The organism is Mesorhizobium sp. CA4 (assembly GCF_020165075.1).
GTDB lineage: Bacteria > Pseudomonadota > Alphaproteobacteria > Rhizobiales > Rhizobiaceae > Mesorhizobium.
The window spans coordinates 15,725-41,201 of record NZ_JAIUHK010000035.1; the positions used below are offsets into that span (position 1 = coordinate 15,725).

The window sequence follows — 25,477 nt, forward strand, 5'->3', positions numbered from 1 at the left end:
GATCAGTTGCTCCCGCTTTCGGCCGCAGTCCTGACGCGGGCGCCTTCCTGCAGGAGATGAGCGCCGAGCGAAACAACCCGATCGCTGCGGTTCAATCCGGAGATCACGGCGGATTCGCCGGTCACGCGAATAAGCTTGACGGGTTGAAAATGCACGGTCGAGGCGGCCTTGTCCAAAACCCAAACGCCGGTCTTCTTGCCGTCGTCGAGCACGGCTCCCAGCGGCACCTGGACTTCCGGCTCGCTCGCCTGCGTTGCCAGCCGAATGGTTACAGTCGCGCCAAGCGGCGCTGCCGCTGCCTCACCGTCAAGCACATAGCGGGCCTCATAGGTGCGGGTCTGGGCATCGGCGGAGTTGGACAGTTGTCGCAGATGCGCCGTATGGCGCTGCTCGTCGCCCCCATATACGCTGGCGTCGGCCAACGAGCCGATCGCCGGCCGGATCGTTTCGGGAAGCGCGACCACCGCTTCGCGTGGGCCGGCCTGGGCGACCCGGACCACCGTCTGGCCGGCGGAGACGACCTGGCCCGGCTCGCCAAGCGTGTCGAACACCGTTCCGTCGGCGTCCGCCAGCAGGACCGCGTATGTGGCCTCATTCTGCGCGACCTTCGCTTCCGCCTCGGCGGCGGCAAGTTCGGCCGTGGCGGTATCCAGCGCGGCCTTTGCCTGCTCGTAGCGCTGCCGGGGAACCCATCCATCTTTCAGCAGATTGGCGTATCGCCGTTCATCCGGTTGCGTCTGAACGACGATCGCACGCGCGGCAATAACGGCATTGTGCTTTGCCGTAAGCGCGAGGCGAAGGTCGGTGTCGTCGATCCGCATCAGCGGCTGACCGGCCTTTACCTGCTGGCCGACATTAACGAGCCTTTCAACGATCTTACCGGGGACGCGGAAGCCGAGATTGCTCTCCACCCTCACGCCTATGATTCCCGTGAAGCTGCGTTCGGCACCGCTCACCGGCGCTACCGTCGCCAGCCTGACGACGGGCGGCTCCTGCCTCGGGTCGCTTGCGGAGGCTTCCTGGGCGGAACTGGCAAATGTGCCGAATGCCGCCGCCCCTGATACCGCGATCGCTCCTGACCCCGCGATCAGGATCGCGCCCACGATAATAGCCGGTCTGTTTTTCATGCCCATCGCCTCGAGTAAAAATAGATTGCATTCACACTCTATATCGGATATGGATTACGAATGCAATCTAAAAAAGGAGATGACGATGCGTGTGAGCCGCATTCAGGCTGAGCAGAACCGGCAAACCGTGATCGATGTGGCCAGCCGCCTTTTTCGGGAGCACGGTTTCGACGGCATCGGCCTCAAGGATCTGATGAAGGGCGCCGGGCTGACCCAAGGCGCTTTCTACAAACAGTTCGCGTCGAAGGAGGATCTCGCCGCACAGGCGTCCAAGCGGGCGATGGAGAGCGCTGCCGATAGATGGACGGCGGCGACCGCAGCGAATCCTGGCGATCCGCTTGGGGCGGTGATCGAGTTCTACCTCAGCATGGACCATCGCGAAGAAAGGATGGACGGCTGCCCGGTCGCGGCGCTCGGCTCGGACGCCGCCAGGCAGGGGAGCGACGTCAAAGCGTCGTTCGAAACCGGGATCAAAGCATATCTTGAGGTCCTCGGCAGGATGATTGCCAGGACGGACGGCGAGCAAGCCAATGAAAAAGCCATGGCTGTCCTCTCGACGATGGTCGGTGCGGTGGTCCTCTCGCGCGTCGTCAATGATCCCAACCTAGCCCAGGCCTTCTTGGATGCGGCGACCGAACAGGTTCGCGCCACCGTCACCGTTTGAACGGCGCAGGGCTGGCGACTCAGATCGATAGGAGAATAGATGCGACGGATTGTTGTCACTGGCATGGGCGCGGTCACGCCCCTTGCCGCAGATGTCGAGACGTCGTGGTCGCGTCTCCTGGCCGGCCGCTCGGGCATCCGCGGGCTTCCCGACGAAATGGTCGAAACCCTGCCGACAAAGATCGGCGGAACGGTTCTTTCCCTGGAGGAGGATCCCGAAGCCGGTCTCGATGTGAATGCCTTCCTGGCGCCGAAGGACCAGCGCAAAATCGACCGCTTCATCCTTTTCGCGCTGGCGGCGGCGGAAGAAGCGCTGGCCCAGGCGGGGTGGAAGCCGGTCTCGGAAAAGGATCGGCTTCGCACCGCGACCATCATTGCTTCAGGCATCGGAGGGTTCCCCGCCATAACCGAGGCGGTGCGGACCGTCGATCAGCGCGGCGTTCGGCGTCTTTCGCCGTTCACGGTGCCGTCGTTCCTGGTGAACCTCGCCGCGGGCCACATCACGATCCGTTACGGCTTCAAGGGCCACATCGGCGCGCCGGTAACGGCGTGCGCCGCCGGCATCCAGGCGATCGGCGATGCGGCACGTATCATCCGGGCCAATGAAGCCGACATCGCCGTATGCGGCGGCACCGAAGCCTGCATGAATGTCGTCAGTCTGGGCGGCTTCGCGGCGGCGCGCTCGCTTTCGACGTCATTCAACCATCGTCCCGAGCAGGCCTCCCGTCCGTTCGACGTCTCGCGGGACGGCTTCGTCATGGGCGAAGGCGCGGGTATCCTTGTCATCGAGGAATTGAGCCATGCGCTGGCGCGCGGCGCACAACCGCTCGCCGAGGTCGTCGGCTACGGCACGACGGCGGATGCGCATCACGTCACTTCCGGCCCCGAAGACGGGGACGGCGCGCGCCGTGCCATGGAGATCGCGATTGCACAGGCCGGCATCTCACCGCGCGAGATCCGCCATCTCAACGCTCACGCGACCTCCACGCCGGTGGGCGACCTGGGAGAAATCGAGGCGATCAAAAGCGTCTTCGGCACGAATTTCTCCATAGCGGTCAGCGGAACCAAATCGGCGACCGGACACCTGCTCGGGGCTGCCGGCGGGCTTGGCGCGATCTTCACGATCCTGGCGCTCAGGGATCAGGTGGCGCCGCCGACCCTCAACCTGAGCGCCCCCGATCCGGCCGGCGACGGAATAGACTTGGTCGCAAACCAGGCCCGGCCGATGGAGATGGAATACGCGATCGCCAACGGCTTCGGCTTCGGCGGCGTCAACGCCAGCGCGCTGTTCCGGCGCTGGGACGGACATGGCGTGAACGGTCGAGCCGCTCGTGACTGACGCTTTTGCTTCGGCCTTTCCTGCTTTTCGAGTTCAACCCAAAGAAAGTGATCTCCATGACTAGGACCAATCCTGGCGTCGCCATCGTCACAGGGGCATCCAGCGGAATCGGGCAGGTGACGGCCAAGGCCCTGCAGAAGGCGGGCTTTCGCGTCTTCGGAACCAGCCGTCGCGCAGTCTCCAAGAAAACCGACGGCATTACCATGCTGGCCTGCGACGTCACCGATGACGCGTCCGTGGCGAAGCTGGTCGACGAGGTGCTGGCCGATGCCGGGCGCATCGATCTGCTCGTCAACAATGCCGGCATGGGTCTGCTCGGCGGCGCGGAGGAATCCTCGACTGCACAGGCCCAGGCTCTGTTCGACGTGAACGTCTTCGGTGTCATCCGGATGATCAACGCGGTGCTGCCGATCATGCGACGTCAAGGAAAGGGCAGGATCGTCAATTTGAGCTCGGTGCAGGGGTTCATCCCGGCGCCTTATTTCGCGCTTTATTCGGCGACCAAACACGCCGTCGAGGGCTATTCCGAATCGCTTGACCACGAGCTGCGGCCGTTCGGAATTCGCGTCGCGCTGGTCGAGCCCGCCTACACCCGGACTTCGTTCGAAGACAACCTCGCCAAGCCGAACCGGTTGCTCGAGATCTATGACGCCGCGCGCGCCGGCATGACAGTAGCAGTGCGCAAGGCGATGGACAAAGGCGATGCGCCCGAAGTGGTGGCCGACACCGTTCTGGCGGCTGCGACTGATCCAACTCCGAAGCGGCGCTATGCGGCCGGAAAGATGGCGCGCCGGGTCAGTGTCCTGCGCCGTTTCGTCCCCGCATCCGCATTCGACAAGAGCCTGCGAAAGCAGCTCGGGCTGCCGGCCTGAACTGAATGGAGATCATCGGTTATCGACATTGCAACGGGGCAAATTAAAGACAATCACAGTCGGCGCCGCCCAAGAGGGGCTGCCACCAGCCAGGGTCTCCAGCCGCTTGTCGAGCCTGACGCATCGCCTTGATCGGTGAATGCGCTCCGCCAAAATGGGCGGAATAGTGGCACGGGCAGGGCATTTTCTGGCACGAGACATCACATTTCGGTTCAACCGGTTACCTATTCTGTGTTGCACTGCACCATGTTGTCTGCAGTTATTTAGCGTATGCGAATATAGCTTAGGAGTCGGCAGGCTTGCGTTTTCCGTTGACCAGCACGGATATTGCGGTCGGCGGCCCGGGTCACGTTGTCAGCGCTGGCGGCTGTAAATGATGGCCGGTGGTCGTGACCTTCAGCTTGACACGCTGCGGGCTTTTGCCGTCACGCTCGTTCTTTACGCGCATTTCCTTGCGCCCGGCGGCACGTCCTTCCTCGGTCACCTCGGGGTACGGCTGTTCTTCACGCTTTCCGGTTTCCTGATCACCAGGCTTTTGCTGGAGGCGCGCGACGCCGCCCAATTCGCGGCCGGGCCGGCGCTATACTCCTTTTATGCCAGGCGCGCGATCCGGATATTTCCGCCCTATTTCGCTGTGCTGGCCTTTGTCTGGTTCACCGATCTGGAACAGGCCGGATCGTCGCTCGCCTGGCATGCGCTTTATCTCTCGAACTTCTGGTACGCGCATCGCAACGAATGGACACCCTGGCTGCTCTGCCATTTCTGGAGCCTCAGCATCGAGGAGCAGTTCTACCTCGCCTGGCCGCTGATTGTGCTTCTGGCGCCGCGCAGGCGCATCGAGGCTATCACGATCTGCGTCATCGCCTTCTCGCTCGCCTACCGCTTCTACTGGCCGATCGCTGCCAACCCGGCCTTGGCCCGGGACCTCTTGCCGCCGGCCTCGATGGACGCGCTCGCCTGCGGTGCGCTGCTCGCCGTCCGCCGCGCCAGGGGCGCGGATGTGCCGGGTTGGGTGCGGCGCGGCTGGCCGGCCTTCGCGGCAGTTTTCCTCCTCGTCGTCGGGTCCGATCCCGGGCCGGCGGACTCGGCATGGGAATGGCCGCGCTGGCTTTTGGTGCAGGTGCTGCCGCTGGTGCCGCTGGTGGCGATCGTCGCCGCCTGCTCAAGCGGCCTTGACGGCAGGATCGGCAGGCTGGCCGAGCTGCCGCCGCTGCTGGCGCTCGGCCGCATCAGCTACGGCGTCTATCTCTACCACCCGATCCTGCTCGCCTATGTCGTCAAGGCGCAGCCATGGATCCCGCTCAATGTCTCGGAACAGGGACCTGGGCGCTTCCTCGTCGCCGGCGCCGCCACGCTGCTTGCCGCCTCGTTGTCATGGGTGCTTTTTGAAAAACCCGTCAACGGCCTCAAGCGCCATTTCCCTTATGTGGCGCGGTCGCGCGCACGCACGCCGAGCGAAGCCCAGGGGTTTGGAGCTACTTATCCCCGCGCACAAGCAGCCGTCGATCTGCGGCCGACGGACCGGAGCTATCCATGACGCGCCCGCTCATCTCCGTATTGCTGCCGGTGTACAACGCCGAACCCTACGTCGCCGCCGCCGTCGACTCCATTCTGCGGCAAGACTACGACCGGCTCGAAGTCATCGCCATCGATGACGGCTCCACCGACCGGTCGCTGGAAATCCTTGAGCGCTACCGCCGCGCCGACCGCCGCGTATCCGTTATTTCGCGCGCAAATCGCGGGCTCGTCGCCAGCCTCAACGAGGGGCTGGCGGTGGCCCGCGGCGAGCTTATTGCGCGCATGGATGCCGACGACTTCGCCTACCCATGGCGGCTGTCGCGGCAGGCCGCGCTGTTTGCCGCGCGACCCGAGCTCGGCTTCTGCGGCTCGGTGGTCGACATGCTGCAGCACGGCCGCATCGCCCGGGGCCAGCTTGACCCGGTTTTCCGGCTCGGGCTGCCTGTGCTGTCGAAATTTTTCACGATCTTCATGCACCCGACGGTGGTTTATAACCGCCGGGTCGTCGACGAATCCGACCTCAATTATAACTGCTCTTACCGGCACGCCGAGGATTTCGACCTCTTCAGGCGGCTCGCCGGTCGCTATCCGGCGGCAATGATGTCTGAAAGCCTGCTCGTCTATCGCTTGCATCCCGGCAGCGTGACTAGCCGGCACGCCAGCGAGATGCGGCGCACGCATCTTCGCATTGTCGGTGAAAATCTCGAGGCAGAGGGACTGGTACAGGACAGCGTCGACCTATGCGCCATCGGCGACGATGTTTCGTTCGACAACGTGCGCCGCGCAGCCGCCTTCATCCGCGGCCTGGAGGAGCGGATCGCCGAGTTACCGGCTGCGTCACGGCCGAGCTTCGAGGCCGGCGCGCTGAACCTGTTTTATTTCCTATACCAGCTCGTCAACGACCAGCAGCGGCCGGCGCTGACGCACGAGCTCTTGACCCTGACGGCGAAGTGGAACGTTATCCGCCGCCGGGAGAAATATGCGCTCAGCCCGGGTGCCTGGGCGCCTTGGCTGAGCCAAGCCTCGATATGGGCGGCCCGCCGCGCGGACTGGATGGCCTACCGATTGAAATCGGCGCCGGCGGCATCGGTGCTTGCGCCTTATCGGATGGGGGTGGCATGAACGCCGAGCGCCATCCCCTGCTGCGGCACCTCGCTCGGCCGTCGCCTGTCGGGAAGCGGCCGCAGGTTTCCTTCATCGTCTGCACGCGCGACCGCGCCGCGGTGCTCGAAGCCTGTATCGACTCGATCCGCGTCGCCTGCGCGGCGCATCCGGCTTTCGCCGCCGAGCTGGTGGTGGTGGATAACGGCTCGCGCGACGGCACGGCCGAATATCTTGCTTCGGCAACCACGATGTCCGACATTGCGGTGACGGCGATCTCTGAGCCGCGCGCGGGACTGGCCGCCGCGCGCAATGCCGGGCTGGCGCGGGCGCGCGGGCGCGTGCTGGTCTTCGTCGACGACGACTGCAGGCTCGACCGCAACTACCTGGTCGACCTTGAGCGGCATTATGCGAGCGGCGAGAAATGGCTGATCCGAGGCGGCCGCGTCGAGATCGGCGACGAGCGCGACCTGCCCTTTACCATCAAGCGCTGCGACAAGCATGAGCGGCTGACGCGCGCCGTCCACCCCGGCGGCTTCGTGCTCGGCTGCAACATGACCATGCATCGCGATGTTGCCGCCTTGATCGGTCCCTTCGACGAACGCTTCGGCGCCGGCGGGTCGCTGCGTTCGGCCGAGGACACGGACTACCTGGTGCGCGCCATGCTGGCCGGCATGGCGGTGGAATACGTGCCCGATATGACGATCTTCCACCACCACGGCAGGCGTGGCCGCAAGGCGGTCGACCGGCTGCATCGCGATTATCATTTCGGCAACGGCGCGCTTTGCCTGAAGCATATGCGCCGCGCGCCGTTCCTGCTCCGCCACTTCTACTGGGCGATGCGGGCGGCCATGCGGGAGCTCATCGGTGGGCCGTGTTTCGACCGGGAGCTCAGGCTGTCGCATTGGCCGATCGTGCTGATGAATCTAGCGGGCGCGGCCAAGTTTGCGCTGCTCGTGCTTGCCGGACGTCCAAATCGGCAAGCGCAACGCGTTCAGGAAACCATCGAGGCCAGCGCTGAGGCCAGTGCGCGATGACCGGATCCAAATCCCCTGCCTGGTCGATAGTGCAGCGCGCGCTCGGGCGGCGTCAGCTCGGCCTGGTGCCCGTCGTCGTCTCGCTCGGGCTAGCCGGTGCCGCGCTCGAAGGGTTGGGTATCGGGCTCATCATCCCGCTGCTCGGCGTCATCATGGGGCATAGCGAGGCGACCGGCATGGCCGGCCTTTCCGCGCTGTTGCAGAAGGTCGGCGCAGGGCTCGGCGAGCGCGAGCGGCTGATCGCGATCTCGGCCGCGATCCTCGGCTCGATCCTGCTCAAGAACCTGCTCGCCTTCGCCAATTCGGTTCTGACCGCCCATATCTACGGCAAAGCCAGCCAGTCGATACGCGGTGCGCTGGCCGAGCGTCTTCTCGACGTCGGCTATCCCTTCTTTCTGAAACAGAGTCCCGGGCGGCTGCTCAACATCATCTCCAACGAATCCTGGCGCGCCTCGGATGCCATCCAGGGGGTGCTGGGCGGCATCGTCAGCATCTCCGCGGCCATCATCCTGCTCGCCTTCCTTCTCCTGCTCTCCTGGCAGATGACGCTTCTGGTGATGCTCGGGCTGGCGCTGGTGCAAGCGGCGCATATGGGGTTGTCGGCACGCCTGAGAGCGCCGAGCCGCAGCGTTTCGGCACGCAATAGCGCTTTAGCCTCGCAGATGCTGCATCTGGTGCATGCCGGCCGCCTGATCCGCATCTTCGGCCAGGAGGCGCGCGAGAAGGCGGCGTTCGAAAAGGCATCGGACGGGGTGCGGCGGGCGGCCTTCCTGCTCTCCAGCCGCCAGGGGGCGCTGGCGCCGCTGACCGAGGTGCTGCACGCCATGCTGTTCCTGGCGGTGGTGATCGGCGCCTGGTTTGCCGGCTTGAGCTTCCCGCTGGTCGCTGCCTTCCTCATCCTGCTCTACCGCCTGCAGCCGCATGTCAGGACGCTGCAGATGACATGGAGCCAGCTGCAGGGGCTTTCCGGCTCGCTGGAGGAGGTGACCTGGCTGCTCGACCCCGAAGGCAAGCCGGCACCGCCTCAGGGCAGCCGGCCGTTCGCGGGATTGAACGACAGAATCGCTTTCGAGCGCGTGAGCTTCAGCTATGCCAATGAGGAGCAGCGCGCGGCGGTGCTGCACGCTGCGAGCTTCGACATTGTGAGCGGCCGCTCGACGGCGCTGATCGGCCGGTCCGGCGCCGGCAAGACGACGATCGTCAACCTGCTCTGCCGCTTCGTCGAGCCGGATGGGGGCAGGATCCTCGTCGGGGGCGTGCCGCTCAGCGAGATCGATCCGGCCGACTGGCGCCGCAACATTGCGCTCGCCAGCCAGGAGCTGGAACTGGTCGACGGCACCATCCTCGCCAACATCACCTACGGCAAGGACACGGCGAGCGCCGAAGAGGCCCGCCGCGCGGCCGAGCTTGCCGAGGCGCATGGCTTTATCGAAACACTGCCGCAAGGCTACCAGACCGTCGTCGGCTATCGCGGCGTCAACCTGTCGGCTGGGCAAAGACAGCGCATCGCGCTCGCCCGCGCCCTTGTGCGCGATCCCGATATATTGATTCTCGATGAGGCCACCAACGCGGTGGACGGGCTTTCGGAAGCCGCGATCGTCGAGACGCTGAAATCGCGCGCCGGCCGTCGCACCACGATCGTCATCAGCCATCATCACTCGACGATCTCCTTCTGCGACGACCTGGTGATCCTGGAGCACGGCCGGGTGAAGAAGCAAGCGCCGTTTGCCGAGATGGCGACGCTCAGCATGGATGAATTGTATCGGCCGGAGTGAGGAGCGAGCGGGGGCACTATTTGCTCAGCACGCGGCTGCCCTCTCGGCTCCAACAACCGCCCACTCAACTCGTATGCGCGACGAGCTTTTCCACCGTCTCGGGGAAGAAATCCGGCGCCGAGTGGCGCTTGCCAAACATCATGTCGTACTGGATGAGCCGGAAATCGTTGATCTGCGGATCGATCTGCTTCTGCCTCGCCCAATCCGGCGTGGCGTCGCCCGCGGACGACAGGAGCAGGTTGCGGTCGACCACCCGATAACGCTCGCGCAGCGCGCCGAGGAAGCCGGTGTAGTAGGGGTGGGTGATGCCTGCCGTGGTCAGGATGTGGTAGGGCAGGAAGGCCGGGCTCACCGAGCCTAGGTTCTTCACCGGGCCGGAGCGGTTCGACCAGATGATCAGCGGCGTGTCGTGGTGTTCGAGCGCGGCGTCGGCGCTAGGCTCCTTGCGCGGCGCGACGTTGTCCTTGAGGAAGCCGGTCTCGACATAGACCGGGCCGAGCGGCGGCAGGTGGTCGCCGAAGAAAGCGATGATGGTCGGCCGCCGGCGCGCTTTCGCCCAGTCGATCAGCCGCTGCAGGCCCCGGTCGGCATCGGCTGAACCCTCGGTATAGGAAAGCAGCGATTCCCGCGCCCAGGAACTGATCGGCGCATCGACCGAATGCGTCGGATTGTAGTAGCGGTAGGGCTCGTAAGGGCCGTGGTTCTGCAGGCTGACGGCGAACAGGAACACCGGATCGTCGCTGGCGTCGGCCTCGCGGATGATCTCGGCGGTCATCGCCGCGTCGGAAGCCAGCGGCCCGCGCTTCTCCATCGGCGGCAGCGTCTCTTCCGAGCGGAAGTCGTTGAAGCCGAAATCGGCATAGACGGCGCCCCGGTTCCAGAACCAGTTGGTGCCCGGGTGGATGGCATGCGCCCGGTAGCCCTCGCTCTTCAGGAAGGTCGCCAGCGAGGGCGTTGGGGTGCGCACATATTGCTGATAGGGGATCGAGCCGGCCGGCAGGAAAGCGTTGGAAAAGCCGGTCAGCGCCTCGAACTCAATATTGGCGGTCATGCCGCCAAACTCGGGCGAGAACATCGAGCCGGAGCGCAAGGCGCGCACTGTCGGGATCGGGTCGGGCTTGATGATGACGCCGGGCAGGTGCGTCGGATCCCAGAAGGATTCGCTCATCACCACGACGATATCCGGCTTCTCGTCCGGCACGGAAGCGGCGACGTCGGGCCGCTGGATCGCGGCCATTGCCTTTTCGGAATAGCCGGGCGGCGCCGAGACATGCGCCATCGGCACGTTCATCGCGAAGGCGAGCGCAAAGCCGTTGGAGGCGTAGTTCTCCTTCTGGTCCCACATGATCGGGATGATCTGCAGCCGGTCGCGCGTCCACGAGAAGGTGGCATAGTCCATGATCGAGACGAAGAAAGCGAGCAGCGGCACGGCAAGCGCCAGCCGCGCCAGACGGCCCTTGCGGCTAAGGATCGGCACACGTCGGCGCCAGGTTCGCCAGCAATAGACGAGCAGCGTCAGGCCGCCGACGATGGCCGCGGCGAGCATGATGGCGGTCCACGGCCGTTCGCGCACCAAAAGCGGCATCAGCGCCATGATCTGGCGGGCAAACAGGAAATCCGTGGGATAGAGCGGGTCGCCGAGATAATGCGATTTCTGGTGGCCGACAAAGGCAAGCGCCAGCGTCAGCGGCGCCACGATCATCAGGCTCTGATGGCTGCGGCCCAGTACCGCGTCAAGCCCGACCAGCACCAGCGCGAAGACGACGATGGTGGTCCAGCCCGGCTTGAAGGGCTGCAGGAAGAAATCGACCGTGCCGAAGAAATCGCCGCGCACGATCCATTCGATCGCGAATACGAGCAGGGCGGAGGCAAGAAGCGTCGTCAGGCCGTAGCGTACAGTCGGCCATGTCCGTCCGGGCAGATAGCCGGTGGACGGATCGTCTTCCAAAAATCCCGGTACGGGCCTGGCCGCGCCTTTCCTGATACTTGCCACTGTGTTTTCCCCCAGGCCACGCAACACGCCTTCCACGCCCGTCACGCTTCTGTCATTGAAATGTCACGCAAAGCTAGCGCCTGTGGCTGAAATAAGAAGAGCCAGCAACCCAAACGTGAGCGGTTTTCATCAGGTGTGATCGCCAAAAAGCCTTTCGGAACAGGCATTCAGCCAGCTTTTCCAGCTGAAATACGGGTCGAAGGGCCGCCGGCGGGCTTGACTTGGCCGTCCGCCTTGCGCCAGAGGCAGGGAAAAACCAGCCTCTGGAGAGACTTCAAATGGCCGTCGCATTCACCTTTCCGGGACAGGGCAGCCAGGCCGTCGGCATGGGCAAGGACCTCGCCGATGCCTTCCCGGAAGCCCGCCGCGTGTTCGAGGAAGTGGACGCCGCACTCGGCGAAAAACTGTCGAAACTGATCTGGGAAGGGCCGGAAGAGACGCTGACGCTGACCGCCAACGCCCAGCCGGCGCTGATGGCGGTCTCGCTGGCGGCGATGCGCGCGCTCGAAGCGCGCGGCTTCTCTTTGAAGGACAAGGTGGCTTATGTCGCCGGCCATTCGCTTGGTGAATATTCCGCGCTTGCCGCGGCCGGCTTCGTTTCGGTTGGCGACGCCGCCAAGCTTTTGCGCACCCGCGGCAACGCCATGCAGGCGGCGGTCCCGGCCGGCGAGGGCGCCATGGCGGCGATCATCGGGCTGGAGCAGGCCGATGTCGAAGCGGCATGCGCGGAAGCAGCCAAGGGCTCCGTCTGCCAGGTCGCCAACGACAATGGCGGCGGCCAGCTGGTGATTTCGGGCGCCAAAGCGGCGGTTGAGCTGGCGGCGAAACTGTGCACCGAAAAGGGCGCCAAGCGGGCGCTGATGCTGCAGGTGTCCGCCCCCTTCCACTCGGCGCTGATGACGCCGGCGGCCGACATCATGCGCGAAGCGCTGGCCGGTGTCGCCAAATCCGCGCCCGTGGTTCCGATCGTCTCCAACGTCACCGTGACCCCGACCAGCGACCCAGACGAGATCGCCCGCCGCCTGGTCGAGCAGGTGGTTGCCCGGGTGCGCTGGGGCGAGACGGTGGAATGGTTCGGCGCCAATGGCGTTGCGACGCTTTACGAGGTCGGCGCCGGCAAGGTGCTGTCGGGCCTGGCACGCCGCATCAACCGTGAGATCGCCACCGGCGCGGTGGGCACGGCGGCGGAAGTCGAGGCCGCGCTGGCGGCTTTGGGGTGAGGCCCCGTTTTCGTCATTCTAGGGCGGAGCAAGGAGCGAAGCGACGCAGCGCAGACCCTAGAATCCATGCCGTGACTTGGAAGTGCCGCCGCGGTGCAGAATTCTGCTCCGTTGCATCCTTCGGCCAATGTCACGGCATGGATCCTCGGGTCTACGCGTCCGCTTCGCTCCCGCTCCGCCCGTGGATGACGACGGGAAGGAGGCCTTCGCCAATGTCCGACGCTTGTCTAGCGTGACTTGGACGATATGACGTATACGGAACGCGACTGCTTGCAGCCGTCTGGAAAAATGAGGTTGAAGATATGTTCGAACTGACCGGCCGCAAGGCGCTCGTCACCGGCGCATCGGGAGGCATCGGCGAGGCGATCGCCAGGGTGCTGCACAGCCAGGGTGCGATCGTTGGTCTGCACGGCACGCGCGTTGAAAAGCTCGAGGCGTTGGCCGGCGAGCTCGGCGATCGTGTAAAGCTCTTTCCGGCTGATTTGACGAACCGCGACGCGGTCAAGGCGCTCGGTCAGAAGGCGGAAGCCGAGCTCGAGGGCGTCGACATCCTGGTCAACAATGCCGGCATCACCAAGGACGGCTTGTTTGTGCGCATGTCGGACGCCGACTGGGACAGCGTGATCGAGGTCAACCTCACCGCCGTGTTCCGGCTCACCCGCGAGCTGACGCATCCGATGATGCGCCGCCGCCATGGCCGCATCATCAACATCACCTCGGTGGTCGGCGTCACCGGCAATCCCGGCCAGACCAATTACTGCGCCTCCAAGGCCGGCATGATCGGCTTCTCCAAGTCGCTGGCGCAGGAGATCGCCACCCGCAACATCACCGTCAACTGCGTCGCTCCGGGCTTCATCGAATCGGCCATGACCGACAAGCTCAACGACAAGCAGAAAGAGACGATCATGGCCGCGATCCCGACCAGGCGCATGGGCACCAGCGCCGAGGTCGCGTCCGCCGTCGCTTATCTCGCCTCCAACGAGGCGGCCTATGTCACCGGCCAGACCATTCACGTCAACGGCGGCATGGCGATGATCTAAGGGGGCGATGATCTGGCGGGAGGCCGGGGCCAGGCGCCTGTGAAAACAGCCATTTCGGCTTGGACGCCCGTCATTTTTCGTGTAATGCGGCCCGCAACCCGGCGGTTCGGGCAAAAACCGGTCCTGTGGCGTTGCGTTGCCCGCAAGACCATCTTTCAGCTTGATTAGCGGCATTCCGCCCGCTAACGAAGATAGACAACCTAAGACGAGGATTGCCCCAAATGAGTGACACCGCAGAGCGCGTCAAGAAGATCGTCATCGAGCATCTCGGCGTCGATGCCGACAAGGTGACGGAGCAGGCGAGCTTCATCGACGATCTGGGCGCGGACAGCCTCGACACGGTTGAACTCGTCATGGCGTTCGAAGAAGAATTCGGCGTCGAGATTCCGGACGATGCCGCCGAGACCATCCTGACCGTCGGCGACGCTGTAAAGTATATCGACAAGGCCTCGGCCTGAGGTCTTTCGCAGGCATTATCGGGGAGGACCTGCGATGAGGCGTGTCGTCGTCACGGGCCTTGGCCTGCTTTCGCCATTTGGCATGGGCGTCGAGCACAGCTGGCGGGAATTGCTTTCCGGCCGCAGCGCCTGCCGCCGTGTCACCGAATTCGAGGTGGACGATCTTGCTTGCAAGATCGCCCACATCATCCCGCGCGGCGACGGCTCGAACGGAACCTTCAATCCGGAGGCCGTGCTCGAGCCGAAGGAACTGCGCAAGATCGGCGACTTCATCCTTTACGGCATCGCAGCCGCCGACGAGGCGTTGGCCGATTCCGGCTGGAAGCCCGAAGCGCATGAGGACCAGTGCGCCACCGGCGTGCTGATCGGCTCCGGCATCGGCGGCATCGACGGCATCGCCGAAAACGCGATGATCCTGAAGGACCGCGGCCCGCGCCGCATCAGCCCCTTCTTCATCCCCGGACAGATCATCAATCTGGTGTCGGGCCAGGTCTCCATCCGTCACGGCCTGAAAGGCCCCAACCATGCCGTGGTCACCGCCTGCTCGACCGGCGCGCACGCCATCGGCGACGCGGCCCGGCTGATCATGTGGGGCGATGCCGACGTCATGGTGGCGGGCGGTGCGGAAGCGCCGATCACCCGGCTGTCCATTGCCGGCTTCGCCGCCTGCCGCGCGCTCTCCACCGAGCGTAACGACACCCCCGAAACCGCTTCGCGTCCCTATGACCGCGACCGCGACGGCTTCGTCATGGGCGAGGGCGCCGGTGTCGTTGTCCTGGAAGAGCTCGAGCACGCCAAGGCGCGCGGCGCCAAGATCTATGCGGAAGTCACCGGCTATGGATTGACGGGCGATGCCTATCACATCACCGCCCCCGCCGAGGACGGCGACGGCGCCTTCCGCTGCATGACGGCGGCGTTGAACCGGGCGAAGCTTTCCCCGGCCGACATCGACTACATCAATGCGCACGGCACCTCGACCATGGCCGACACGATCGAGCTTGGCGCGGTCGAGCGGCTGGTCGGCAATGCCGCCTCCAAGATCTCGATGTCGTCGACAAAGTCGTCGGTCGGCCATCTGCTGGGCGCCGCCGGTGCCGCCGAAGCGATCTTCTCGATCCTCGCCATCCGCGACAACGTTGCGCCCGCCACCATCAATCTCGACAATCCGGAACGCGAGACGGCGATCGATCTCGTGCCGAACAAGCCGCGCCAGCGCCAGATCGACGTTGCGCTGTCGAATTCGTTCGGTTTCGGCGGCACCAACGCCTCGCTCGTGTTCCAGCGTTACAATGGCTGAGTAGCAACCGGAGCAGTCCTACGGAGAGTGCGCGGTCTCCCCTCCGGAATTGCTCGGAGACAGACCAATCGGCAGTCCGCCAACTGCCGTCATTTTTGCCAAATTCGCCCTTAGCTTTTCGGCGAGGGATTCGTTGCAAGATCAGACGGGCAGGGCGTCATGAACACTAATCCGAGCGACGGGGAATTCGGACGGCAAGGCGCGACGGGGCCGATCGTGCCGAAGACGGCCGCCGAGGCGTTGCGCCCGGAAGCCGGCACGCCGCCGCCGTCGAAGCGTTCACGCGCCTCGCGCAGCCAGCTCGTCGTATTCCTGAATTTCTTCCTCTCCTTGGTGATCCTGGTGGTGCTTGCCTCGGGTGCGGCGCTCTATTTCGGCATGCAGGCTTTCGTCGAGCCCGGTCCGTCCGCCAATGGCGACACCTTCATGATCAAGCCGAACACCGGCGTGCAGGAGATCGCCGACCAGCTCGAACGCCGCAGCCTGATCAGCGATGCCCGCATCTTCCGGCTCGGCGTGCGCGTCACCGGCAATGAATCAGCGCTGAAGGCCGGCGAATACGCCATCAAGCCGCGCGCTTCGATGCGCGACATCATGGAACTCTTCAAGAGTGGCAAGTCGGTGATGTACTCGCTCACCATTCCCGAAGGGCTGACGGTCGAGCAGGCGCTGCAGCGCGTGGCCGATCAGGAGGCGCTCACCGGCGACATGCCGGCTACCTTGCCGCCTGAGGGCAGCATCGCCACCGACACGCTCCGCTTCACCCGTGGCGCCACAAGGCAGCAGATGATCGATAAGCTGATCGCCGACCAGAAGAAGCTGGTCGAAGATGTCTGGTCGCATCGCGCGCCCGACCTGCCGATCGCCAACATCGACGACTTCGTCACGCTCGCCTCGATCGTCGAGAAGGAGACGGGCAGGAGCGACGAGCGTTCGCGGGTCGCCGCCGTATTCCTCAACCGCCTGGCCAAGGGCATGCGGCTGCAGTCGGACCCAACCATCATCTACGGCCTGTTCGGCGGCAAGGGAAAGCCCGCCGACCGGCCGATCTACCAGTCGGACCTCGACAAGCAGACGCCTTACAACACCTACATGATCAAGGGCCTGCCGCCGACGCCGATCGCCAATCCGGGCCGTGCGGCGCTCGAAGCGGTCGCCAATCCGTCGAAGACCGACGATCTCTATTTCGTCGCTGACGGCAATGGCGGCCACGTCTTTGCAGCGACGCTGGAAGAGCACAACCAGAACGTCGCCCGCTATCGGGCGGTGCAGAAGAAGCAGGCGGATGCTGCCGCCAAGGCTTCCGGCCAGACGACGGCGCCGGCCGCTCCCGATGGCAACACCGACAGCGGCGACGCCGGGGCCAATGGCGAGAATGGCGACGCCGGCGGCGACGACGCGCAATAGGCGCAATGCATGTCGCCCAAAAGCGCGCAGCGGTTTTGGGAAGACGACATGCATCGAAACTCACTGCATGTCGCCCAAAAGCGCGCGGCGGTTTTGGGAAACGACATGCATTATACAGAAGCACGCGTCCTTTGACGCGGGGCCGTATTCATGTTTTTAGGGGGCGCCGGCCGATCGTCCGGCGATTTCTGGGCGCGCAGCGCTGGGCCGCGGATGCCTTTGGCTGCGACAGGGGGACGACAGGGCAATGAGCCTGCAAAGCATGACCGGTTTTGCGCGGTCCGCCGGCGAGAGCGACGGCACCTCGATCGCCTGGGAGGTGAAATCGGTGAACGGCAAGAGCGCCGAGGTGAGATTGAGATTGCCGCAGGGGTTCGACCGCCTGGAGACGGCTGTCCGACAAACCGTCCAGAAGCGTTTCGCGCGCGGCAATTTTCAAGCGACGTTAACCGTCGGCCGCGCCGCCGCAAAGCAAGTCCAGCCGGTGGTCAACGAGGCGTTCCTTAAAGACCTGGCGGGTCTGGCCAAGCGCTTGCAGGAGCAGTTCGGTACCCAGCCCGCCACCGCCGACGGCCTGCTCTCCCTGCGCGGCGTGCTCGACATTCCTGAAGCCGTCGAAACCGATGAGGAGCGGGCAGCCCTCGACGCCGCAATCCTGTCGGCGCTTGAGGCGGCGCTTGGCGGGCTGGAACAGGCGCGCCGCAGCGAGGGCGCCGCACTTGGCGTACTGCTTGCCGGCCATATCGACGCCATCGAGGCGCTGACATTGAAGGCCGAGGCCGATCCCTCGCGCGAGCCCGCCGCGATCCGCGAGCGCATTTCCGAGCAGCTGCGTCTGTTGATGGACGCCTCGGCCAATCTCGATGCCGTCCGGCTGCACCAGGAGGCCGCCTTTCTCGCCACCAAGGCCGACATACGCGAGGAGATCGACCGGCTGAAGACTCATGTCACCTCGGCGCGGGTGCTGCTCAAAAGCGGCGCCGCCGTTGGCCGCAAGCTCGATTTTCTCGCGCAGGAATTCAACCGCGAATCGAATACCTTATGCTCCAAATCGAACGCCGCCGCAGTCACCGCGATCGGGCTGGAGCTCAAGGCGGTGGTCGACCAGTTTCGCGAGCAGGTTCAGAATCTGGAGTGACGGGAATGGTTGCCAAGGAGCCGACGGCCGCCAGGGACCTGGGGTCCCGCATTCGCCGCCGCGGATTGATGCTGGTGCTGTCGTCGCCGTCGGGCGCCGGCAAGTCGACGATCGCGCGCAATCTTCTGGAAAGCGATTCAAGCCTTGAGCTATCGGTCTCCGTCACCACGAGGCCGCGCCGGGGCTCGGAGATCGAAGGCGTCCACTATCATTTCCGCTCCATGCGCGAGTTCGAGCGGCTGCGCGATTCCGACGCGCTGCTCGAATGGGCGGAGGTTCACGGCAATTGCTATGCAACGCCGCGCGAGCCGGCGGAGGTGGCCCTGGCTGAAGGCCGCGACATGCTCTTCGACATCGACTGGCAGGGCGCCCAGCAGCTCAAGGAGAAGATGCGCGCCGACATCGTCTCCATCTTCATCCTGCCGCCGTCGATGAAGGAATTGAAGGCGCGGCTGAAGCGTCGCGCCGAGGACCAGGAATCCGTCATCGAGACCAGGCTGAACAACGCTCGCCTCGAGATCGAGCATTGGAAGGAATACGACTTCGTCATCGTCAACGACGATCTCGACCGCGCCTTCGCCGAGGTCCGCGCCATCGTCACGGCGGAGCGGCTGCGGCGCGATAGGCGGCCGGGGCTGTTCGATTTTATTTCGGGCTTGCTGGACGAGAAGACGGGGTGACTCTTTCTTCTCCTCTTGTGGGAGAAGGTGGATAGGCGCGAAGCGCCGAGACGGATGAGAGATGTTGGAAGGAACGACGCGCTGAAGACCAAGATGCTTCAAAAGCCGATTTCGTCATCGTAGCGATCCTTCCAGCACCCCTCATCCGACCGAGCTTCGCTCGGCCACCTTCTCCCACAAGAAGGGGAGAAGGGAAGGGCGCAGCTACACCGTGTTGGTCAACCTGACGAACTCCTCCACGCTCAGCGTCTCCGCCCGCCGCGTCGGGTCGATGCCGGCCCGCGCCAGCAAGGCTTCGCCGCCCAGGCTCTTCACGCTTTGCCTCAGCATCTTGCGACGCTGGCCGAAGGCGGCTTCGGTGACGCGGCCGAGCTTTTTTGCGTCCGTAGGTAGGGGAGACTGCCGCGGCACCAGATGCACGACGGAGGAGGTGACCTTTGGCGGTGGCGTGAACGCCTGCGGCGGTACGTCAAAGGCGATTTTCGCCTCCGTGCGCCAGCCCGCCAGGACGCCGAGCCGGCCATAGGCGTCGCTGCCCGGACCCGCGGTGATGCGCTCCGCCACTTCCCGCTGGAACATCAGGGTCATTGATTGGTAGAAGGGCGGCCAGTCGTACACGGTCAGCCAGCGGATCAGAAGTTCGGTGCCGATATTGTATGGCAGGTTGGCGACGATCTTCACCGGCCCGCCGTTCGCCCTTCCGGCAAGTGCGGCGAAATCCGTCTTCAGCGCATCGCCGGGAATGACCTCGAGCCGACTGGGATAATGGCTGGAGACCTCTGCCAGCGCCTCCAGGCAGCGCTCGTCGCGCTCGATGGCGATCACGCGATGAGCACCATTGAAGAGCAGTGCGCGTGTCAGCCCACCGGGGCCTGGGCCGACCTCGATCACCGTCGCCTCGCCGAGATCGCCGGCCGCACGCGCGATCCTGCCCGTCAGGTTGAGGTCGAGCAAGAAATTTTGCCCGAGCGCTTTCTTGGCCTGCAGACCGTGCCGCTCGATAACTTCGCGCAGCGGCGGCAACCCGTCGATCGTGGTGCGCCCGTTCAATTGAGCCTCATGCGGCGGTGACCCGCCGTCCGCCGTCGACCAGCCGGCGTGCCAGCCTCAACGCGGCGATCAGGCTGTCGGGGCGCGCTATGCCCTTGCCGGCGATGTCGAAAGCGGTGCCGTGATCGGGCGAGGTTCGGATGAAGGGCAGGCCAAGCGTCACGTTCACCGCCTCGTCGAAGGCTAAAGTTTTGGCCGGGATCAGCGCCTGGTCGTGATACATGCAGAGCGCCGCGTCATAGGAAGCGCGCGCACGCGAATGAAACATGGTGTCCGCCGGCAGCGGCCCGACGGCGTCGATGCCTTCCGCTTTCAACATCTCGACCGCCGGGGCGACAATCGCCGCATCCTCGGAGCCCATCGCGCCGCCTTCGCCGGCATGCGGGTTGAGCCCGGCGATCGCAAGCCTCGGCCGGGCGATGCCGAAACGGCTCTTGAGATCGGCGGCGGTGATGCGCGCGGTCGTGACGATCAGCTCCGTCGTGAGCACCTTCGGCACGTCGGCCAAAGCGATGTGGATGGTCACCGGAATGGTGCGCAGGTCCGGTCCGGCCAGCAGCATCACCGGCGTCACGTCCCTGCCGGTGTGGCGTGAGGCCAGATGCGCCAGATATTCGGTGTGGCCGGGAAAGCCAAACCCGGCATCATAGAGCGGCTTCTTGGCGATTGGGCAGGTGACCATCGCCGCTGCGCGGCCGGCGAGGCAGTCCGCGACGGCGCGGTCAATGGCTTCGATCGTGCCGGCGGCATTGGCCGGGTCCGGCTCGCCCGGGTTGTCGAACTGGCGCGCATCGAGCGGTACGACGGGGAGAGCCCGGGTAAAATGGTGCGCTGCCTGCCCCGGCAGCGTCTCGGCAATCGTGACGTTTGCGCCGACCAGCTGCGCGCGGGCTTCGATCAAAGCGGGGTCGGCAATGAGATAGAAGGGCGGCACGCCGGCGCTGTCGCCCGCCTGCCAGGCGGCAATGGCGATCTCGGGCCCGATGCCGGAGGGGTCGCCGACGCTGAGCGCCAGCGGGGCATCGGTCTTCTGTCCGCTCATGCGAACGCGCGGATCGGACCGCTGACGCATCGGCGGAAGGTGAACTTGTTGCGGTGTCGAGACACGCTCGTCACTCAGCGTTCGACGATCTTGGCCTTCTGGCGCAACTCGGCGACATATTTCTTGCTGAGCTCGTCGGCGTCCTTGTCGTTGCTGCCTTCGGCCTGGAACACCATTTGCGCGGCCTTGTCGTCGGAGACCTCGCGCGAGGAGCAGACGCCGATGAACTCGACGCCGCGTTCGGTCTCACGCGTCGGCGTCGCGCCGCCGACCTTGGTCGCCTTGATCTGCTCGGCCCAGTCGGACGGCAGTTGCGGCGCCAGCACGCGACCGAGGTCGCGCACGGTGACATCGAGCAGGCCCTTGGCGAACTCGCGCGTGGTGTTGCAGCCGCTGAAGCGGGCACGCATGGCATCGGCCTCGCGCTTGCGTTTGGCGAGCGTGGCGGAGCGCTCCGGAGCCGGTACCACGAAGATCACCTGCTGCAGCATGTATTCCGTCGCGGTCGGCTTGGCGCCGCCCTTGTCGAGCATGCGCCGCACGGCGTCCTGCTCGGTCACCGATCCGCCTTCGCCGGAGCGATAACGCGCGCTGAGTGCCTGGTTCCAGGCCATCTGGGCACGGATGAATTCCTTAAAGTGTTCCTTGGTGACGCCTGATTGCGCCATGATCGCATCGAGCTTCGCCAGCGGCATCTTGTTGCCCGATGCGAAGCGCTGGTAGGCGGCCTCGACCTGCTGATCGGAGATGCGGATACCGAGCCGCTTGGCCTCGGCCAGACGCAGCGTCTGGTCGATCATCTCCTCCTTGGCATCACCTTTCTTGTGCTGCAGCTTGAAGAAGGCGGCGCGGTGCGCGATGTCGCCGGAGGTGATCGGGATGCCGTTGACGATATACTTGATCTCCGCGGCGAAAGCAGGCTGCACGACAGCCGTGACCGAAACCGAGGCCGCCGCCACCAGAAGCGCGAATCCCGCTGAAAACAGGTATTTCCTCATCTTACCTTCCAATTTTCCCCGCTGCGAAAAGCGCTGCGCGTCCTCCGAACGTGTGCGCGATGCACTTGATCCCATGCCCATTTTATGCGGCGAAACGATGTCGCCGGCGCATGACGCCGATAATCAGGCCCATTTTCGAAGGAACACGCTCCAAATCAAGACCAAAGCCCGACATCAGCGCGCAGCCGACGCACGGCTCGGAGGCCGGCCGCCTGCCGCTTGGTCACTGGATGGTATCGACCGCGCTTGTTGACGAACCGAAATCGCCGAGCGTGCGGAACGACAGGTTGAAACCGATGTTCTGCGACACTTCCTTCGTGACGGTGTCGCGCGTCTGCGAATACGTCATGATGTAGGTGAAGCAGGAATCGTTATAGGCGAAGCCGACGCCGTCCTTGACCAGTACATTTGTCTCGAGGTCGTAGGTGCCGGTGCCGAACAGCCGCCAGTTCTGCGCCAAATGCGTCGAGGCGCCGAGCGTGACCTCATGGCGGTCGGTGGCGAAGCCATAGAGCGGCTGCGCCTCGATGAACGCATATTTGGCGCTGAGCGATATCGGCAGGCCGGAATAGGCGGCCTTCACCTCGGCGCGCCTGACCTCCCAGGTCTGCTCGTCGAAACGCCCGCTCAGCGAGCCGGAGAAACCGCTCGGACTGTTGAAGCCGACGAGGCCGACATAATCCGAAGTCCGCTTATCCAGGCCGGACTCGGCCCCGGCATTCACGAGATCGGGTGCGGAAAAGGAGTTTTCGCCGGCGAGTTGGTACGACTGGCCGAAGATGGCGTTCGTGGCCCAGCCATTGTCATAGGCTCCCGAGTACCGGAAGCCGACATTGGCGCGCGTGCCGCCTTCGATCCGGTCATAGCCCGAGAATTTGTCGCGCTCGAACAGCGTCGTGGCATCGAAGACGAAGCTCTGCGCGTCTTCGTTGGGGACGGCCAATCCGCCGACATATTGCTCGTTCGGACGCACGAAGACCTGCGCCGTCGGCTCCAGGACATGGCTGGAACTTGTCATCGAGAACAGGAGCGGCCAACGCGCCTCGAGGCCAAGGGTCGCCATGTAGCGGGCCAGCGACGAGCGCATGTCGACATCTTCGCCGAGATTCGCCCCCATCTGGTTGACGGCGGCGAGCGAAGCCGAATTGGCGTTGACATAACCGGCGTCGCCGCGGAACGCCAGCAACGGCGTCAGTTGCAGGCCGCCATCGGTGGTAAAGGTGCGCTTCCACTCGGCTTCCGCGCTCAGCCGGCTGGACTCGCCTTCGATGCCGCGGACATTGTTGATCGAATTCGGGTCGCTAGGATTGGCCAGCACGGCGTCCAGCCGGTTGCGGCTGATGACGCGAGTATTGACGTTGAACGACAACTGGCCGCCGGCCACCGACGTGTCGGGAATATAGGCATAGTCGAGCGACGGCAGCACCCATGGCTGCTTGGCGGAGCGCGCCGTTGGATCGCTGGAAAGCGTGTCCTCCTGCACCTCGAAGCGCATGGCCCGAACGTCGAAATAATTGCGGTCGCTCAAGCCCGTCAGATAGATCGACGACTGGTGGACGAGGTCGCTATAGCCGTCGATGTTATAGGTGCGCGAGAAATTCTTGTCGGTCTGCAGCAGCACGTCCCAGCCGAAATCCCAGCGCTCGTTGATGGCGAACTGGCCCTTGGTGCCCATCATGCCACGGAATTTGTTCGGATCGCCGGGCTCGCCCGAATCGACGGTGTAACGGTTGCCTGTGCCGATGAACGCGTCGGGATCCTGCTGGTTGATCCCGGCGATCTTCAGCGTGTACTGGCCGTTGTTGAAGCGCTGGCGCCACTCGGCCTCGCCGAGGAAACCCTGCTTGGTATAGCCGCTGCCGGTGACGGTCAGATCATAGGTCGGGGACAGGGCGAAATAATAAGGGACTTTGACGCCGACGCCGAGATGGTTGTTGTAGACGATGCCGGGGATCAGGAAGCCGCTCTTGCGCTTCACCGTCGGGTCGGCGATCTCGAAGGCCGGCAGATAGGCTAGCGGGAAGCCGAAGAATTCGAAATTCGAGTTCTCGAAGCGGACCGTCTTCTTCTCGCCGTTCCAGATGATCTTTCGCGCCTTGACGCGCCAGGTCGGCGCTTTGTCCGGCTTGTCCTCGCAAGGTTCGCAGGCGGTGTAGACGCCATTGTGGAAGGTGGTGAGCACGCCGCCCATGCGCTCGGCGCTCTCGGCGGCGAAATAAGCCTTGTCGATCGTCTCGACGCGCAGCGCGTTCAGAAAACCGTCGGCGAAATCGTCGGTGATGTCGATATGGTCGGAATTGACCTTGGTGCCGTCGCTGTTGATCAGTTCGACGGCGCCGCTGGCGACGAGGCGCTTGGTGTCGCGATTATAGACCACACGCTGGGCGACCAGCTTGTTGCCGCCATAGTCGATCTGCACGCCGCCGACAGCCGTCACCGTGTGCTTGTCGTTGTCATAGACAAGCGTATCGGCGGCCAGCAGCATCTGCGTGCCGGACGGGACGGGCTTGGCAGTAACCTGCTGCGCCAGCGCGGGTGCCGTCGGCACCGCACAAGCGAACAGGCATGCCAAAGCGGTCGCCCCATAGAGGCGTGCCAAACCAGCCTGCCTATGGCTGCGCAAAACCGCCTCCCTCACTAGCCGTCTTCCTTGTATAGCAGAAACGTCACCCCAAAGAACATAGCCACGACAACCGGAACCCATGCAGCCACCACTGTAGGCACGAATCCGGCTACACCGAATGCCTTGACCAGTACCGAAACGACATAAAGCAGAAAGCCGGCCACGACGCCACCCAGAATCATCGTCGCCGACTGCCCCATTCGCGCAAATCGCATTGAAACCGTTGCAGCAATCAGCGTCATGGCGACGAGAAGGAACGGCAACGCGATAAGCGAATCAAATTGCATGGCGAAGGCGTTCGCCTTGAGCCCGAAGGAACGGGCAACCTCGATCTTGCGCGGCAGCTCGTAGAAGGGGATGGTCTCCGGGCGCGCCAGGCGCTCCTGTACGAATTCCGGCTTGAGATTGGTCGGCACCTTGTCCGACGCCAGCGCCTGGATATTGCCTCCCTTGAAGACCTTGACGTCCTGCAATTCCCAGTAACCGTCGCGCAGGAAGGCCCTGGCGGCATCCTTGCGCTCTGCGATGTCGCCCTGCGGGCCGAGGATGAAAAACACCGCGTCCGCCATCTCCAGCCCCTGGTTGAGGATGGCGCGGGCGCCGATGATGGTGTCGCCCGATTCTGTCTTTTGCCTGAGCCACGGCGTGACGTTGGTCGTGACCGAATTCGACTTGCCGGCCCTGAGGTCGTTCTCCATCTGCTCGGACCAGGAAAAGCCATGCGCGGCGATCGGGTTGATGATGGCGACCGACAGCACGCCGAACATCAGCGCGCCGACGCAGCAGGGGAACAGGAACTGCCAGGCCGAAACGCCTGCCGAACGCGCGATGACCAGCTCATAGCGTCGGTTGAGCGACACCAGCGTCGCCATCGCCGAGAACAGCCCGACGAACGGCACCGTCTGCAGCATGATCATCGGCATCCTGAGCGCCGAAATGGCGAAGGCTATGCCGTAGGTGAAGCCTGGCAGCCCGGTCGTGCGCCCGGAAAGCTCGGTAAAGTCGATCAGGAACACCAGCGCCAGCAGGCCCAGGAAGAACCAGAACGTGATCGAGACGTAGCGGAAGAAGAAATAGCGGCCCAGCGTCCAGCCCATGG

Annotated in this window: 21 protein-coding genes; 14 read left to right on the forward strand and 7 right to left on the reverse strand. The window is 64.4% G+C overall.

Going from position 1 to position 25,477, the window contains the following annotated elements:
* Positions 1-2: 2 nt before the first annotated feature.
* Positions 3-1,127, reverse strand: a complete 1,125-nt coding sequence (locus LB528_RS24185; RefSeq protein ID WP_224716584.1) for an efflux RND transporter periplasmic adaptor subunit — start codon at positions 1,125-1,127, stop codon at positions 3-5.
* Positions 1,128-1,212: 85 nt separating this feature from the next.
* Here LB528_RS24185 and LB528_RS24190 point away from each other — a divergent pair, with 85 nt between their 5' ends.
* The 7 genes from LB528_RS24190 to LB528_RS24220 all read left to right on the forward strand — a co-directional run bounded on the left by LB528_RS24190 (position 1,213) and on the right by LB528_RS24220 (position 9,432).
* Positions 1,213-1,791, forward strand: a complete 579-nt coding sequence (locus tag LB528_RS24190; protein WP_224512586.1) for a TetR/AcrR family transcriptional regulator — start codon at positions 1,213-1,215, stop codon at positions 1,789-1,791.
* Positions 1,792-1,830: 39 nt separating this feature from the next.
* The gene (fabF, locus tag LB528_RS24195) at positions 1,831-3,129 is read left to right on the forward strand and encodes a beta-ketoacyl-ACP synthase II (protein WP_224716585.1); all 1,299 of its coding nucleotides are present in this window, start codon (positions 1,831-1,833) and stop codon (positions 3,127-3,129) included.
* 56 nt (positions 3,130-3,185) lie between these two features.
* Positions 3,186-4,001, forward strand: coding sequence for an oxidoreductase (locus tag LB528_RS24200; RefSeq protein WP_224716586.1), 816 nt, complete (start codon positions 3,186-3,188; stop codon positions 3,999-4,001).
* A gap of 376 nt (positions 4,002-4,377) precedes the next feature.
* Complete coding sequence (locus LB528_RS24205) at positions 4,378-5,538, forward strand: acyltransferase family protein (protein ID WP_224716627.1); 1,161 nt, start codon at positions 4,378-4,380, stop codon at positions 5,536-5,538.
* A complete protein-coding gene (locus LB528_RS24210) occupies positions 5,535-6,641 on the forward strand; it encodes a glycosyltransferase family 2 protein (RefSeq protein ID WP_224716587.1) in 1,107 nt (368 codons plus the stop codon). The genes LB528_RS24205 and LB528_RS24210 overlap by 4 nt, the downstream gene beginning before the upstream one ends.
* Complete coding sequence (locus LB528_RS24215) at positions 6,638-7,657, forward strand: glycosyltransferase family 2 protein (protein ID WP_224716588.1); 1,020 nt, start codon at positions 6,638-6,640, stop codon at positions 7,655-7,657. Before LB528_RS24210 ends, LB528_RS24215 begins: the two co-directional genes overlap by 4 nt.
* Positions 7,654-9,432: an ABC transporter ATP-binding protein gene (locus LB528_RS24220; RefSeq protein WP_224716590.1), complete on the forward strand. Its 1,779-nt coding sequence runs from the start codon at positions 7,654-7,656 to the stop codon at positions 9,430-9,432. Before LB528_RS24215 ends, LB528_RS24220 begins: the two co-directional genes overlap by 4 nt.
* A 64-nt stretch (positions 9,433-9,496) precedes the next feature.
* Here LB528_RS24220 and LB528_RS24225 read toward each other — a convergent pair whose 3' ends face one another.
* A complete protein-coding gene (locus LB528_RS24225; protein ID WP_224716592.1) occupies positions 9,497-11,425 on the reverse strand; it encodes an LTA synthase family protein in 1,929 nt (642 codons plus the stop codon).
* 278 nt (positions 11,426-11,703) lie between these two features.
* Between LB528_RS24225 and fabD the strand changes: the two genes are divergently transcribed.
* The 7 genes from fabD to gmk all read left to right on the forward strand — a co-directional run bounded on the left by fabD (position 11,704) and on the right by gmk (position 18,665).
* On the forward strand, positions 11,704-12,645 hold the full coding sequence (gene fabD, locus LB528_RS24230; RefSeq protein ID WP_224716593.1) for an ACP S-malonyltransferase: 942 nt from the start codon (positions 11,704-11,706) through the stop codon (positions 12,643-12,645).
* Between the two features lie 302 nt (positions 12,646-12,947).
* The gene (gene fabG, locus LB528_RS24235) at positions 12,948-13,685 is read left to right on the forward strand and encodes a 3-oxoacyl-[acyl-carrier-protein] reductase (protein WP_224512595.1); all 738 of its coding nucleotides are present in this window, start codon (positions 12,948-12,950) and stop codon (positions 13,683-13,685) included.
* A 221-nt stretch (positions 13,686-13,906) separates the two neighbouring features.
* On the forward strand, positions 13,907-14,143 hold the full coding sequence (locus LB528_RS24240) for an acyl carrier protein (protein WP_006203723.1): 237 nt from the start codon (positions 13,907-13,909) through the stop codon (positions 14,141-14,143).
* 34 nt (positions 14,144-14,177) lie between these two features.
* Complete coding sequence (gene fabF, locus LB528_RS24245) at positions 14,178-15,440, forward strand: beta-ketoacyl-ACP synthase II (protein WP_224512597.1); 1,263 nt, start codon at positions 14,178-14,180, stop codon at positions 15,438-15,440.
* A 159-nt stretch (positions 15,441-15,599) separates the two neighbouring features.
* Positions 15,600-16,847 (forward strand): endolytic transglycosylase MltG, encoded by a 1,248-nt coding sequence (mltG, locus tag LB528_RS24250; RefSeq protein WP_224716595.1) that lies wholly within the window; start codon positions 15,600-15,602, stop codon positions 16,845-16,847.
* A gap of 247 nt (positions 16,848-17,094) precedes the next feature.
* On the forward strand, positions 17,095-17,985 hold the full coding sequence (locus LB528_RS24255) for a YicC/YloC family endoribonuclease (RefSeq protein WP_224716596.1): 891 nt from the start codon (positions 17,095-17,097) through the stop codon (positions 17,983-17,985).
* 5 nt (positions 17,986-17,990) lie between these two features.
* The gene (gene gmk / locus LB528_RS24260; RefSeq protein ID WP_224716597.1) at positions 17,991-18,665 is read left to right on the forward strand and encodes a guanylate kinase; all 675 of its coding nucleotides are present in this window, start codon (positions 17,991-17,993) and stop codon (positions 18,663-18,665) included.
* Positions 18,666-18,869: 204 nt separating this feature from the next.
* Here gmk and rsmA read toward each other — a convergent pair whose 3' ends face one another.
* The 5 genes from rsmA to lptG all read right to left on the reverse strand — a co-directional run bounded on the left by rsmA (position 18,870) and on the right by lptG (position 25,475).
* Positions 18,870-19,715, reverse strand: coding sequence for a 16S rRNA (adenine(1518)-N(6)/adenine(1519)-N(6))-dimethyltransferase RsmA (rsmA, locus tag LB528_RS24265; protein ID WP_224716598.1), 846 nt, complete (start codon positions 19,713-19,715; stop codon positions 18,870-18,872).
* A 7-nt stretch (positions 19,716-19,722) separates the two neighbouring features.
* Positions 19,723-20,757 (reverse strand): 4-hydroxythreonine-4-phosphate dehydrogenase PdxA, encoded by a 1,035-nt coding sequence (pdxA, locus tag LB528_RS24270; RefSeq protein WP_224716599.1) that lies wholly within the window; start codon positions 20,755-20,757, stop codon positions 19,723-19,725.
* A 74-nt stretch (positions 20,758-20,831) separates the two neighbouring features.
* A complete protein-coding gene (locus tag LB528_RS24275) occupies positions 20,832-21,755 on the reverse strand; it encodes a peptidylprolyl isomerase (protein ID WP_224716600.1) in 924 nt (307 codons plus the stop codon).
* A 223-nt stretch (positions 21,756-21,978) separates the two neighbouring features.
* Positions 21,979-24,393, reverse strand: a complete 2,415-nt coding sequence (locus LB528_RS24280; RefSeq protein ID WP_224716601.1) for an LPS-assembly protein LptD — start codon at positions 24,391-24,393, stop codon at positions 21,979-21,981.
* Positions 24,393-25,475 (reverse strand): LPS export ABC transporter permease LptG, encoded by a 1,083-nt coding sequence (lptG, locus tag LB528_RS24285; RefSeq protein ID WP_224716602.1) that lies wholly within the window; start codon positions 25,473-25,475, stop codon positions 24,393-24,395. The genes LB528_RS24280 and lptG overlap by 1 nt, the downstream gene beginning before the upstream one ends.
* Between the last annotated feature and the right edge of the window lie 2 nt (positions 25,476-25,477).